Origin of the sequence: Vibrio sp. Vb1127 (assembly GCF_033338735.1) — a bacterium.
Lineage (GTDB): Bacteria > Pseudomonadota > Gammaproteobacteria > Enterobacterales > Vibrionaceae > Vibrio > Vibrio alginolyticus.
Genome location: NZ_JAWOTF010000001.1, coordinates 51,628 through 65,465, shown reverse-complemented (window position 1 = coordinate 65,465; position 13,838 = coordinate 51,628). Strand labels below are relative to the sequence as shown.

Sequence of the window (13,838 nt, the reverse complement as noted above, 5' to 3'; positions counted from 1 at the left end):
CACAAGCAAGCATATGATTCAATAAAAATGGCCTCCAATTTTGGAGGCCATTTTTTGTTAATCACGAATTATTAGCTTGTAGCAGAAACTAGCTGTAATACATCAGTTTTTAGCGGTTTTTTTAGGTTTATCTTGCACATATTTTTTCGATACATCTACAACGGCGATATCTCTAAAAAAGCTTCGACCAAGCAAAATTGGAAACGTCATATGTCCGCGATCCGCTAACGTAAACTCTGTCTTTTCTTTGTGATCCCCAACGGTAATGTAGGCTTTTACCACCGCTCGTTTATCCACCTCTTCTGACGAAGACTGCTTAACTTTAGCCCAGCGCTCAACGGGTACTTTAAATTCTTTGGTGTCTTTGTCACCTAAATCTATCTTAAATTTAACCCAGTCTTTACCATCACGCTCAAACGGAACAATGTCAGTCGCACTAATTGATGATGTTGTCGCACCTGTATCGACTCTAGCCTTGAAAGTCTGGTCAATTTCAGGAACATAAACCCATTCTTCAGAACCAAGAATTAACATGCCATCGGGTGTTTTTGTGACCTTGACTGGCTTCTTAGGCTTTGGTTCCGGCTTTTTCTCAGGTTTCGCTTCTGGTTTGGGCTCCACCTCTGGCTTTGGATCTACATCAGGTTTCACTTCTGGCTCGACTTTAACGGGCGCTTCGACCTTTGGCGACTCTGGCTCAACAGGTTCCTGCGTCGTTTGAGTTGACGTACAAGCAATTAAACTGCCGCTCATCATAAGCGGCAGAATCAGTTTCCAGTTTTTCATCCACACTCCAATTAAGCTTGAGATACTTTCTTAATTGCGTCCGCTACGTATGGAATATGAGTTTCGGTAAGTCCGGCAATGTTAATTCGACCATCGCCAACACCATAAATGCCATAATCTTCACGCAGTTGCGCCATTTGGTTTCCACTAAAGCCTAGCACAGTAAACATGCCTTTGTGACCCTCAATGAAATCAAATTGATCTGTATTATGGTTGTTTCTCAACTCGTTACACAAACTTTGACGAAGGCTAACCAAACGATGTTGCATTTCACTCAATTCTTGCTTCCAAACGGAAGTGAGATTGTCATCTTGCAGAATGGTCTTAACTAAAGCTGCACCATGGTCGGGTGGCATCGTGTAAGTCGAGCGAGCTAGAGTGAGGAGTTTACCTTTTGCATTGGTTACATCATGCATGTTCTTACCAACCACAATCGCTGCACCAGTTCGTTCACGGTACAGACCAAAGTTCTTCGAACATGAAGTAGTAATCAACATCTCTTCAACGTTATCTGCCATAAAACGAAGGCCTTTTGCGTCTTCTTCTAGGCCATCACCGAAGCCTTGGTAAGCAATGTCCACAAATGGGATGAAACCGTTCTTCTGCGACAATTCTGTAATGGCTTGCCAAGCAGAGAAGTCAATATCCGCACCAGTTGGGTTGTGGCAACAACCATGAAGAAGTACCACATCTGAAGGCCCAGCTTTCGCAAGATCATCCATCATTTTTTCGGTGTCTACTTGTTTCGTTTCCGAAGAGAAATAGTGGTAGAACTTAACTTTAAGGCCTGCTGCTTCCATCACTGGCTTGTGGTTTACGTAGCTTGGGTTGGAAATCCAAACCGTCGTATCTGGCTGTGCGATCTTCATTAGATCACCGAGCATACGCAGCGCACCACTTGCACCTGGCGTTTGAATTGCTGCAACACGATCCATTGCAGACGTTCCCGTCAGTAGCAAATCGATCATGCTTTTATTAAATTCTTCGCAACCTGCAAGACCAACATAAGACTTGGTTTTTTGAGTTTCAACAACGACATCCTGCGCCATTTGAATGGCTTTCATAATCGGCGTTTCGCCTGCGCTGTTTTTGTATACGCCAATGCCAAGGTCAACCTTGTTTGGACGTTCATCGTTACGGTATGCAACGGATAGAGATAAAATAGGATCTAATACGGGAGTTGGGAGATTAGAAAACATGAAAGTCATAACCCTTTGAAATTCAAGTACCGAACCTCACGTTAACACCATCGCAAAAAATGACGAAATGATTTTTCACTTATTTCATCAATTAGAGAACAAAATTCTGGATTGCGGTGAGTTTTGTGCGCTCTATCGTTCAGAAAAAGAACGATTCACTCCTCGTTGTACCAATCCACTCTACCGTTTTTTCTAAACTCTCTTGGTGTCATGGTCGACCACGCTTTAAAACGTGTACTAAAGTTAGCGCTGGTCGGATATCCGACTATTTCTCCAATATGCTGAATTGGCCATTCTGTTGAACGAAGTAACCTAGCAGCATATTCCATGCGCATACGCGTTAAATGTGCCATTGGGCTTCGACCAAACTGCTTTTGAGTCAGTCGATGCAAATGAGGCTCCGAACATGGATATAGAGCCGCCACCTGCTCAACGCTCCAATCCTTATGGAGCTGACGTTGGACAAGGTCAAATACACGCCGAAGCCTCAATTGGCTGCGTGATATCGACTCTGAGGGCGGCATGTTTAACATCAGCTCTAACTGAGCCACACTATGCTCACCTACCGCACCACCATAATCGATTGGAAGGTTAATGCTGCGTAGTAACGTTTGGATACATGCATACATCACTTCAGGTGTAGATGAAAGCTGGTAGCGAACATCGCATTCTAATATCGGCCACTCTCTATCAGGAGCAAGAAAAAGCCACGCGATCTGCCAAGGTTCTTCTTCTATACCAAAACCGTTTTCAACACCTGCGGGTACTGTAATCAACGAGCCCGGTTCCAAATCGTATCGATAAGTCCCACTCTCTAGCCACCCTTTACCACGCACCGTATAGAGCAGCATGTGTTTCTTTTGGTTTTTACGATAAACAGAGAAGAAGTCACGACAAGTGGCAATGCCGCACTGCACAATGCCTCTCTCCTCAAGTGCTAATACTCGACTGTGATCAATAAACTCTTGATAAGTTTTTTCTGAAATCGCGTAGCGTTCTTGTTTATCTTCCATGATTTATTGGCTCACATGTGCGTTAGTAGAGAGTTTTACAAAGGTTTTGGATTCCTTTGAAAAATACACCGCCAAATCATGAGGATAAACTACTCGCATTAATCTTTAAGGAGAAATGCGATGCTCTTAACACGCGAATACATCGATAAAGCATTTTGGCAAAAGCTGATTACGATTGGCCTACCTGTTTCACTTCAGTCCATGCTTTTTGCTTTGCTCGGTGTCGTGGATATTTTCATGGTAAGCCTACTCGGAGAATCTGCAACGGCAGCAGTTGGAGTTGGAAATCGTATCTTTTTCTTCAACCTAGCGGTTGTCTTTGGCCTGTGCGGTGCAGTTACCGTACTTGCTTCTCAATACTACGGCTCAGGAAACCTAGCCGGAATTCGCAGAACTTTGGCGCAATCTTGGTTTATTTCCATTTTGGTGACGCTGCCGTTTATCGTTCTTTATGCGATTTTTGATGAAGAGATCGTCTCTTTTATGTCAGACGATCCTGAATACGTCACTTATGCAAGTGATTATCTTGTGGTTACGGGCTTTAGCCTCATTGCTACGGCGATAGTAGTACCGATTGAAGCGGTATTGCGCTCCGTGGGCCAAACCAAACTGGCAACCAACGTTAGTATCTCCGCCATTGTCGTTAACGTCGCGCTTAATTATGTTTTGATTTTTGGTTTATTTGGTTTCCCTCAATGGGGCGTATTTGGTGCAGCCGTAGGTAGTTTTGTTTCTCGATTTTTCCAAACCGCCGTCTTGATTTATTTTTTCTACAAACGATATGCTTACCTAATTCCGACTAAGTTCGATTGGGTACAAGGCCGCTTAAAACAGTATCGAAAAAAGTACTTTAAGGTTTCTTTACCCATGTTGGTCCACGATGCGCTTTGGACTGGTGGATTGATCGTTTACAGCATCATCTATGGTCAATTGGGCGTTTCAGAACTGGCGATCATCTCATTCTTATCACCGATTGAAGGGGTACTGATTTCAACCTTTATGGGATTTGCGGTCGCTGCATCCGTTCTTCTTGGGAATGATATTGGTGCAAAACATTATGACCGAGTCGAGAAAACGGCGTGGTGGTATGTGTTAACCAGCGCAATCTTAGCCACCTTGCTGTTTTTCCTAGTGTGGTTGAGCTCGCCCATGATTCATCACCTATTGGTACTGAGCCCGTTAACCGATGCAGACATGGCACTTAACGTATGTTTAGTCATGGCGCTAGGTATGATTTTGAGGGTGTTTAACATGGTTGGGATTGGCGGCGTACTAAAGAGTGGCGCTGATATTCGCTATAGCATTTTCATCGACACGTTCGGTCAGTGGGCTATTGGCATCCCCCTTACTTATTACACAGGCATGGTGTTAGGGCTGCCTTTGCATTTTGTCTTGATGTCTCTGCTCGCAGAAGAGTTAGTGAAAGGCGTACTGACGACTTACCGTATTCAATCTAAACGTTGGATAAATAATATGGTTGAAGATGACCAATCGGTGACAGCGTAACCAAAAAGACATTAACGAACTCACACCAAAAGGGCTCACCCGTTATGCACGCGTGAGCCCTTTTTATGTGCGGAGAATGCTTGATTAGATGTCCGTAAATCGATGAATGATTTGGTTTGAACTGCCACGCCATTCGAGATTGAGGTCTTTCTTGTCTTGTTCAAACTTACCATCAATCAAAACATCGATGTATTGCACCACTTCCCTTTGCGCGTCATTCAGTTCCGTCAGCGTGTAGCCAGTCCAAACCCAAATGTCTTTACCTGGGCACTCCTCTCTCACCCTTTTCACTATCTTCAAAATATGAGGCACATTAGCAGGGTGAAGCGGATCTCCACCCGACAACGATAAGCCACGGCGTTTGATACGCGTGTCGTTTAAGTCAGCGATGATTTTGTCTTCCGCTTCTTGCGTGAAAAGTACACCAGAATCCAAACGTTGCGTCGACTGGTTATAACAGCCACGGCACTGATGCACACAACCCGACACAAACAGCGTGCAGCGCGTACCCGGTCCGTTAACAACGTCAATTGGATAGTATTGGTGGTAATTCATAATGCGTCTCTGTGTTATCGCGAAAGAGAAAATCAACCTGTTTAAAGTTGATTTTCAAAGTGTTAAAACGAGTGGTAGTAAACCTTACAGGTGTTTAACTCGGCGCTTCACTTCTTCTTGCTTACCGAAGTTAAACGGGCGTGCATCTGGGCTGCCTAGGTAGCCACAAACTCGACGTGTTACTGATACTTTGGTTGAATCATGGTTGCCACAGCTTGGGCAAGTGAAGCCTTTACTTGTACAGTCAAACTCGCCGTTGTAGCCACACTCGTAACACTCATCAATTGGCGTGTTTGTACCGTAGTAAGGCACTCGGGTGTAACTGTAATCCCATACGTTTTCTAGTGCTTCAACGTTGCGTTGCATGTTCGGGAACTCGCCGTAACAGATAAAGCCGCCGCTTGAGATTTCTGGATAAGGCATCTCAAAGTCGATCTTGTCGTATGGGTTCACCTTCTTCTCTACATCCAAGTGGAAGCTGTTGGTGTAGTAACCTTTGTCTGTTACGCCATCAATCACACCGAACTCTTTTGCATCGATGCGGCAGAAACGGCTGCATAGGTTTTCACTTGGCGTTGCATATAAGCTGAAGCCATAGCCAGTTTCGTCAGCCCATTGATTCACAGCATCTTTTAGATGCTTGATGATAGCGACCGCTTTTTCACGCAAAACAGCGTCATCATAAACGTGCGCTTCTGTACCGAATAGCGCGTTAATTGTCTCGTGTACACCGATGTAACCAAGAGAAATAGACGCACGACCGTTCTTGAAGATATCTGCGATTGAGTCGTCTGCTTTCAAGCGAACACCACATGCGCCTTCCATGTATAGGATTGGGGCCACACGTGCTTTCACGTTTTCAAGGCGAGAGATACGTGTCTCTAGTGCTTTACGAGCAAGACGTAGGCGGTCATTTAGAAGCTCGTAGAATTTCTCTTCGCTTCCGTTTGCACGGATAGCGATACGAGGAAGGTTCAAGCTCACGACGCCAAGGTTGTTACGACCTTCGTGAATCAGCTCACCGTTTTCTTCGTAAGTACCAAGGAAGCTACGGCAACCCATTGGCGTTTTGAATGAACCGGTTACTTCCACTACCTTGTCGTAGTTAAGAATGTCTGGGTACATACGCTTAGACGCACACTCAAGCGCAAGTTGCTTGATGTCGTAGTTTGGATCTTCTGATTTGTGGTTCAAACCATCTTTGATGCCGAATACAAGTTTAGGGAATACCGCTGTTTTACGGTTCTTGCCTAGACCTGCAATACGATTCTTCAGAATCGATTTCTGGATCAGGCGTGATGCCCAGCTTGTACCAAGACCAAAACCGAACGTAACGAATGGGGTTTGACCGTTCGCTGTATGCAGCGTGTTTACTTCGTATTCTAGAGATTGAAATGCGTCGTAACACTCTTTCTCAGTGCGCGCTTTTGCGAACTCTTCTGGCTCAGCAATGTTCCACTCTTTTGCAATCTCTAGGTGTTTCTCGTAGCTTGTGATTACGTACGGTTCTAGAACCTCATCAATACGGTTGATGGTTGTACCGCCGTAAATGTGGCTCGCGACTTGAGCAATGATTTGTGCTGTTACCGCTGTTGCAGTCGAAATTGATTTTGGCGTATCAATCTCAGCGTTACCCATTTTAAAACCATGCGTCAGCATGCCTTTAAGATCGATAAGCATACAGTTAAACATTGGGAAGAACGGTGCGTAGTCTAAATCGTGGTAGTGAATGTCACCCACTTCGTGCGCTTGAACCACATCGCGAGGAAGAATGTGCGTCTTCGCGTAGTGTTTCGCTACGATACCAGCCAACAAGTCACGTTGAGTCGGAATTACTTTGCCGTCTTTGTTCGCGTTCTCGTTGATTAGATCCAGATTACTTTCTTCAATCAAACCTTCGATTTCGCGAGTTAGTGCACTTTGCTTCTCACGAGCGATGTCGCGATCGTGGCGATATTCAATGTAAGAACGCGCTAGGGCTTTGTAAGGACCTTGCATGAGTTCATTTTCGACTAAGTCTTGAATCTCATGGATGTGAACTTCATCGTGTTCTCTTAACTGTAACTCGACAGCAAGAGCCACATTAAGAGCATAAATAGCGACATCTTTATCTTTGTTTTCCGCTGCTGCTTCAACTGCTGCTTGGATACGATCCCTGTTGAACGGAGCTCTTGATCCGTCGCGTTTGATTACGATTGGTTTCACCTTGTTCTCCTTACCCGAGCATACTCACAGAGTTATCCACAAACACACTATATGGGGTTATTTTTTATTCTAGCAACACAATATATTGTGGCGTATTTAACGAGAAGCACCACTCAAAAACATTGATTTTGATCAATAAAGATTGGCTAGCGAACAAGAAGAAATCGATCTTATTGGCGTTGATCTCAGTTGCGAAGAAAACCATGAAAATTGCAAAATTGGTACTAAATCTACTTGCTATTTTTGGAGGTCTTGTAGGATAAAGGATGGAAAGGAATACGCTAAAAGATAGGAGTGCAACAGGCCAAAATGCGATCACTTTTTGTTACGTTAATATTACTTTTTAGTTCTCTTTCATTTGCTCAAAACTCCATCAATCTAACCAGTTGGAACATAGAATGGTTATCTATAGATGGTGGAAAAGTGTCGAGAACACCACAAGATTTTGAAAAACTGACCCACTATGTGGATAAAACACAAGCCGACATTCTTGCTTTTCAAGAAGTCGAAAGCGTCGCTGCAATGCAAAAAGCTGTTGGCAATGACTTCACTATTTATCTTTCCGATCGTTCAAACGCCTCCAACCGACACCTTCAGTTTAACGACACCAACCAATACACAGGCTTTGCCGTGCGCAATGGCGTAAGCGTATTAGACAAGCCAGACTTCTCTATCACACGAGGCAACAGCAAGCTGCGCTTCGCGAGCTACCTTGTTTTAAATCCAAACCAAGAAAACGAGACTCACCTACTCTCTGTACATCTGAAAGCGGGTTGCAGTGGCGCGTATCGTAATAACCGCGATTGTAAGATAGTGAAACAACAAGGACAGGCACTAGCTAAGTGGATAAAGGCGCGCGAGGACAACAAACAACATTATGTCGTGCTTGGCGACTTTAACCACAACTTGGGTTATCAAGGAGATTGGTTATGGGACGTGATATCAGACAATACTAGTGCAAAGCTAGTGACTAAAGACACTAAAGCGGAATGTAAAGTGCGTTCTAATCGTAATCCGAATAAAACCCACCAATTCCGCTCGGTGATAGACCACATTATTGTGAGTGGTGATTTAAAGGCGTCGTCTGGTGTTCAAACCGTTTTCAAAACACAAGATGTACTCGACTATAAACTGAGTGACCATTGCCCGGTTTCTACGACACTCACTTTTTAGCGTTTAAGTACTATTTTTAACGTTGAAGTACTTTCTTTATTGACGAACCACTCTTTTAGCGGTGAATGACCCAGCCAACATTGCCGCTATAAAGAGCAGAACTTGTGTGTTGCCAGTGAAAAGGCTGGCAACCGCAGGACCAGGACACACACCCAGTAACCCCCAACCAATACCAAACAGTACGGCACCACCGACTAACTTTTTGTCTATCGCTTTAGAAGTTGGGCATACAATCTCATCACCAAACACAGATTCGCTTCTTGGCTTTATTAATAAAAGATAAGCTGGAACGAACACCGCAAGTGCTCCGCCCATTACAAAGGCTAAGCTTGGATCCCATGCTCCAGTAATATCGAGAAAGCCAATCACTTTTGCCGGTTCAGCCATACCAGAGACCACCATACCAATACCAAAGAGCACACCAGAAAATGCAACAACGGACATTTGCTTAATACTTTTCATTACATGAGTTTTCATAACGGCACTATTCCTCACGATACTAGCAAGACGGTTAACATGGCTGTGGCCATAAAAGTACACGTCGCGACCACAGAACGGATTGAGAAACGCCCTATCCCACAAATGCCATGACCACTAGTACAACCATTGCCGATACGCGTACCGACACCGACTAACAAGCCAGCAACGATAACTAAAACAACAGAACCGCTGTACTGTTCTGGTACATGCCCGCCAAGAACATAAACAGCAAACACGCCACCTAATACCATCGCAATTAAAAAAACAATGCGCCAAACGCGATCTGCGTTCTCAACGGCACCGTTTAAGATCCCACTGATCCCAGCAGTCTTGCCAGTAAATAGCATCAGTGTTATCGCTGATACGCCAACTATTATGCCGCCCAACAGCGACATCCAAGGAACTTCAAACATAGCAACCGCCAAACTAATTACTTACAGAAAACTTGCTTAAAGGCCTCAACCAGCGGACCAACTCTTTCATCAGAAATTGAATAAAATACCTGCTGAGAAACTTTTCTAGCTTTAATAATGTCGTGCTTTCTCAATACGGTGAGATGTTGTGAAAAAGCAGATTGGCTTAATGATGAACCTTCAAACAGTTCACCGACCCCTTTCTCGCCCTCAATCAGCTTACACATCACGATTAGGCGCTCTGGATGAGCCATAATTTTAAGCAGCTCACTCGCTTCGGTCGCACTTTGTAGCATACTGTCGCCCATTCTTATGCCTCTTCATTACTACATTACATTTTATTAGATATTACTAATTAATATTATTAAGTCAATGCTAATGTAGATTAAATAACATTAGACTTAGCTAATTTATTTAAGTAAGGTGTAGGCGTTTTCGATCATTCAGCAGGAGAAATCCATGAGCAAAATCGTGATTATTGGTGGGGTTGCTGGCGGTGCATCTGCAGCAGCTCGCGCTCGTCGTCTTAGTGAAGACGCAGAAATCATTATGTTTGAACGCGGTCCATTTGTGTCATTTGCAAACTGTGGCTTACCCTATCACATTGGTGGCGATATCCAAGAGCGCAGCAAACTGCTTCTTCAAACGCCTGAGAGCTTTTTAGCGCGTTTCAATGTTGATGTCCGTGTGATGAACGAAGTGGTTTCTATTAACCGTCAAGACAAAACGGTTACGGTTAACAATTTGCTTGATGGCTCGGAATACCAAGAGAGCTACGACTTTCTTCTACTCAGCCCTGGCGCAGGTCCAGTTGTGCCGCCTATTCCGGGTATTGATAACCCGTTAACGCACTCGCTGCGCAATATTCCAGATATGGATCGCATCATTAAAACGATCGAAACCAACAAAGTTGAACACGCTACGGTCGTTGGTGGTGGTTTTATCGGTTTGGAAATGATGGAAGCCTTCCACCAGCTAGGCATAAAAACCACATTAGTTGAAATGGCGGATCAAGTGATGACGCCCGTTGACCGTGAAATGGCTGGCTTCGCACATGCTGAAATTCGTGAGAAAGGCATCGACCTTAAACTTGGCATCGCACTTGAGTCGGTGAAATTCGTACCTAACGAGCACGTGGCAAGTTTCGACTCTGGTGAGAGCGAAAAACACCAACATCTAGAAGGTGAATTGGAATTAACACTAAACAACGGTGAAAGACTCACCACCGATATTTTGATTATGGCAATTGGTGTTCGCCCCGAGACCAAATTAGCAAAAGAAGCTTGCTTAGAAATCGGCGCTCTTGGTGGTATTTATACCAATGAATACATGCAAACCAGCGATCCTTCGATCTACGCTGTCGGCGACGCGGTAGAAGAGAAAGACTTTGTGACTGGCGAGCAAACTCTAGTGCCACTTGCGGGCCCGGCAAACCGTCAAGGCCGAATTGCAGCAGACAACATGCTTGGCCGCCAAGAAACTTACCAAGGTACGCAAGGCACGGCGATCTGTAAGATTTTTGATTTAGCCGTCGCTTCTACTGGTAAAAACGAGAAACAGCTGAAACGTGAAAACATCGCTTATGAAAAAGTGTATGTGCATACAGCAAGTCACGCGAGTTACTACCCAGGTGCAGAAACCGTGTCATTCAAAATGCTGTTTGATCCAGTAACAGGTAAAATATTAGGTGCGCAAGCAGTAGGTAAAGACGGTGTTGATAAACGTATCGACGTAATGGCAGTTGCTCAGCGTGCTGGTATGACGGTAGAGCAACTGCAACACCTCGAGCTAACTTACGCGCCACCTTATGGCTCTGCTAAAGATGTAATTAACCAAGCGGCGTTTGTGGCAAATAACATCATCAAAGGCGATGCGACCGCGATTCATTATGATGAAATGGATTCACTGACAGAAGACCAACTGTTACTTGATGTTCGTAATCCTGGTGAATTGGAGTCCGTTGGTTATCTTGAAGGTGCAATTAATATTCCTGTCGATCAACTACGTCGTCGCATGCACGAACTTCCTAAAGACAAAGAGATCGTGATTTACTGTCAAGTTGGGTTACGCGGTAACGTAGCATACCGTCAGCTGGTCAACAATGGTTACAAAGCCCGCAACTTGATTGGTGGATACAGAACTCTCAAATTTGCTCGCTTATAACTTGATAATAAAAAAGAGAAAACCACGTGCTTGGTTTTCTCTTTTTTTGCAGGAAAGAAAGCGTAGATCATTCACCTTCAATTGCCAAACGGACTGCTGCTTGAGCATGGATAGAAGTGGTATCGAGTAGTGTAACATCGGTGTGACTTTGGTTTACAAGTAAGGCAATTTCAGTACACCCGAGAATCACAGCTTCAGCTCCGTGCTCTTTTAGTTTTTCAATAATTTGCAAGTATATCGTCCTTGACTCCTCTTTGATTTCACCTTGGCATAACTCTTTATAAATAATGTTATGTACTTTAGAGCGGTCGTCTTGATCGGGAATGACGACATCAAGCCCATAACGGTCGGAAAGCCTTCCTTTATAAAAGTCTTGCTCCACTGTGAATTGAGTACCAAGGAGTCCGACCTTTTGAACCCCTTTCTCACGAAGTAACTCAGCAGTCGCGTCTGCGATATGTAGTATGGGGATATTAATACTGGCTTCAATTTGAGGCGCAACTTTGTGCATTGTGTTAGTACAAATAAGAATGAAGTCAGCGCCCCCTTTTTCTATTAAAGATGCAGCATCAGATAGAATGCTTGCCGTTTCTTCCCATTTACCTTGATGTTGAAGTTTCTCTATCTCCGAAAAATTCACGCTATACATACAAATTTTTGCGGAATTTAGGCCGCCTAACGCCTCTTTGACTCCTTCGTTGATCAATTTGTAATAACTAAGCGTCGACTCCCAGCTCATACCACCTAGAAGACCGATAGTTTTCATATAACTCTCCAATCGTTATACACCACCGTGCCAGGGGTGTTTTTACAAAAAAAATCAGCCACTTAAATAAGCAGCATTCAAGCGTCTTCACTATTGAGCATTGGGTAACACGAAAATAAAATCATTCCCACAAGGACCGCTACGCGATTCTCATATATCCTCGCAATATCGTTACTGCATTTCCAGAAAGCTTAACGTGCTCAGTGCTTAACAACTCTGTATGGACGACCCCACTTCTCTTGGAGGCTTGGAAGCCTTTCAGTTGCTTTTTGTTGAGCTCTTTAGCCCAGTAAACACATAAAGCGCAATGTGCAGAGCCTGTAACTGGGTCCTCATTAACACCTACCCAAGGCGCGAAGTATCGAGAGACAAAATCGGCGTCAGTGCTTGATTGAGCAGTGATGACGACGCCACGGCCTTTTTGTTTAAGCAGCGCACCAAAATCAGGGTCGAGCTGTTCAAGCACAAATTCATCATTAATGACGATCAACTGCTTATTATCAAACTGACCGTAGGCGACTACATTGGCGGCATCTAGCCCCAAGCCATGAAGTAAGTCTTTGTTAATACTCGCTCTCATATCTAAAGTTGGCGCAGGAAACACCAAATGAATTTCTTCATGATCGAGTTGTGCAGTTAAAACCCCAGATAGCGTAACGAACTCAATCGTATCTCCAGTATTATATAACCCCTGCTCTTTCAGAACGTGCGCCGTTGCAAGTGTGCCGTGTCCACACAAAGCAACTTCCGTCCTCGGTGTAAACCAACGAAGTTGCATTGTATTGAGTGACAGAAATGCCGTTTCAGATAACGACATCTCGGCCGCGATGGCCAACATCGTTTCCTCATCAAGGCTTGACTCTGTGATACAAACACCCGCGGGATTACCTTTGAAAACCTCTGATGTAAACGAGTCAACCTGAAAAATTTTAACTTCCACGAAATATCCTTAAGTTCTATCAAACACGTAATTCTGTATCACGTGATTTTTAATATCTGTTGTTTGAGCGAAAAAAACCTATGAAATTTTCTACCAACCTTATAGGTCTTGTTGGAAGCGCTAACAAACAGGAGAATGTAGTTAATTATGCAAAACGTAAAAAGCCATCATCAATGTGACTCAATTGGATATCTTATCGGAGTTTTCGGCGTTTCTTTAGTTCTAATATGGATTGGTATTTATAAATTCACACCTACAGAGGCCAAGCTTATACAACCGCTCGTTGAAAATCATTTTCTGATGAGTTGGTTGTATGATGTGATGTCAGTTCAAGCCGTATCAAACATCATTGGCGCAACAGAAATCATTGTCGCTATTGGATTAATCGTTGGCCTTAAAAACACACGAGTCGCTTATTTTTCTGGCATAGCCGCCGCAATTATTTTTCTTGCGACACTCAGCTTTCTAATTACGACACCGAATACATGGAAAGTGTCTGATGGGGTTTTGGTGACAAACTTCTTTTTAGTAAAAGATATTCTATTTTTAGCCATTGCGATTAGCGTCATCGAACGAAACAAGCCAAACAGAGAATAACTCTAAATAGTTCGAAATCTTGTTTTTCCAGAACGTAGCCTG

14 protein-coding genes are annotated in these 13,838 nt (G+C 43.9%); 4 read left to right on the top strand and 10 right to left on the bottom strand.

Annotation, left to right across the window (positions count from 1 at the left end):
• Window positions 1-102: 102 nt before the first annotated feature.
• From R7H07_RS00300 to R7H07_RS00290, 3 genes are all read right to left on the bottom strand, one after another.
• The gene (locus R7H07_RS00300; protein WP_064354793.1) at window positions 103-786 is read right to left on the bottom strand and encodes an ATP-dependent zinc protease; all 684 of its coding nucleotides are present in this window, start codon (window positions 784-786) and stop codon (window positions 103-105) included.
• A gap of 11 nt (window positions 787-797) precedes the next feature.
• Window positions 798-1,985, bottom strand: a complete 1,188-nt coding sequence (locus tag R7H07_RS00295; RefSeq protein WP_047101084.1) for an aromatic amino acid transaminase — start codon at window positions 1,983-1,985, stop codon at window positions 798-800.
• Between the two features lie 155 nt (window positions 1,986-2,140).
• Entirely contained in the window at window positions 2,141-2,998 is an 858-nt protein-coding gene (locus tag R7H07_RS00290) for an AraC family transcriptional regulator (protein WP_025767758.1), read from the bottom strand.
• Between the two features lie 120 nt (window positions 2,999-3,118).
• Here R7H07_RS00290 and R7H07_RS00285 point away from each other — a divergent pair, with 120 nt between their 5' ends.
• A complete protein-coding gene (locus R7H07_RS00285) occupies window positions 3,119-4,504 on the top strand; it encodes an MATE family efflux transporter (protein WP_206958861.1) in 1,386 nt (461 codons plus the stop codon).
• An 84-nt stretch (window positions 4,505-4,588) separates the two neighbouring features.
• Here the strand turns inward: R7H07_RS00285 and nrdG are convergent, their stop codons facing one another.
• Both nrdG and nrdD read right to left on the bottom strand, forming a co-directional pair.
• Window positions 4,589-5,059 carry an anaerobic ribonucleoside-triphosphate reductase-activating protein gene (nrdG, locus tag R7H07_RS00280; RefSeq protein WP_005376213.1) on the bottom strand — a complete coding sequence of 157 codons (471 nt, stop codon included), beginning with the start codon at window positions 5,057-5,059 and terminating at the stop codon, window positions 4,589-4,591.
• Between the two features lie 84 nt (window positions 5,060-5,143).
• Window positions 5,144-7,264, bottom strand: a complete 2,121-nt coding sequence (nrdD, locus tag R7H07_RS00275; RefSeq protein ID WP_138940298.1) for an anaerobic ribonucleoside-triphosphate reductase — start codon at window positions 7,262-7,264, stop codon at window positions 5,144-5,146.
• Window positions 7,265-7,573: 309 nt separating this feature from the next.
• Here nrdD and R7H07_RS00270 point away from each other — a divergent pair, with 309 nt between their 5' ends.
• Window positions 7,574-8,437, top strand: coding sequence for an endonuclease/exonuclease/phosphatase family protein (locus R7H07_RS00270; RefSeq protein ID WP_064369248.1), 864 nt, complete (start codon window positions 7,574-7,576; stop codon window positions 8,435-8,437).
• A gap of 36 nt (window positions 8,438-8,473) precedes the next feature.
• Here R7H07_RS00270 and R7H07_RS00265 read toward each other — a convergent pair whose 3' ends face one another.
• From R7H07_RS00265 to R7H07_RS00255, 3 genes are read right to left on the bottom strand one after another with little or no spacing between them, the layout of a single operon-like run.
• The gene (locus tag R7H07_RS00265; RefSeq protein ID WP_064369247.1) at window positions 8,474-8,914 is read right to left on the bottom strand and encodes a YeeE/YedE family protein; all 441 of its coding nucleotides are present in this window, start codon (window positions 8,912-8,914) and stop codon (window positions 8,474-8,476) included.
• A gap of 14 nt (window positions 8,915-8,928) precedes the next feature.
• Complete coding sequence (locus R7H07_RS00260; RefSeq protein WP_372058356.1) at window positions 8,929-9,342, bottom strand: YeeE/YedE family protein; 414 nt, start codon at window positions 9,340-9,342, stop codon at window positions 8,929-8,931.
• 5 nt (window positions 9,343-9,347) lie between these two features.
• Window positions 9,348-9,638 carry an ArsR/SmtB family transcription factor gene (locus R7H07_RS00255; protein ID WP_005376206.1) on the bottom strand — a complete coding sequence of 97 codons (291 nt, stop codon included), beginning with the start codon at window positions 9,636-9,638 and terminating at the stop codon, window positions 9,348-9,350.
• Between the two features lie 151 nt (window positions 9,639-9,789).
• On the opposite strand from R7H07_RS00255, the gene R7H07_RS00250 reads away from it, so the two are divergent.
• Window positions 9,790-11,493 carry an FAD-dependent oxidoreductase gene (locus R7H07_RS00250; RefSeq protein WP_206958862.1) on the top strand — a complete coding sequence of 568 codons (1,704 nt, stop codon included), beginning with the start codon at window positions 9,790-9,792 and terminating at the stop codon, window positions 11,491-11,493.
• A gap of 67 nt (window positions 11,494-11,560) precedes the next feature.
• On the opposite strand, the gene R7H07_RS00245 is transcribed toward R7H07_RS00250, so the two are convergent.
• Together R7H07_RS00245 and R7H07_RS00240 are read right to left on the bottom strand one after the other, a co-directional pair.
• Entirely contained in the window at window positions 11,561-12,259 is a 699-nt protein-coding gene (locus R7H07_RS00245; RefSeq protein ID WP_170893241.1) for an aspartate/glutamate racemase family protein, read from the bottom strand.
• Between the two features lie 139 nt (window positions 12,260-12,398).
• Complete coding sequence (locus tag R7H07_RS00240) at window positions 12,399-13,199, bottom strand: PhzF family phenazine biosynthesis protein (RefSeq protein ID WP_042520943.1); 801 nt, start codon at window positions 13,197-13,199, stop codon at window positions 12,399-12,401.
• Between the two features lie 147 nt (window positions 13,200-13,346).
• Here R7H07_RS00240 and R7H07_RS00235 point away from each other — a divergent pair, with 147 nt between their 5' ends.
• Window positions 13,347-13,796 carry a YkgB family protein gene (locus tag R7H07_RS00235; protein ID WP_005376100.1) on the top strand — a complete coding sequence of 150 codons (450 nt, stop codon included), beginning with the start codon at window positions 13,347-13,349 and terminating at the stop codon, window positions 13,794-13,796.
• Window positions 13,797-13,838: the final 42 nt, after the last annotated feature.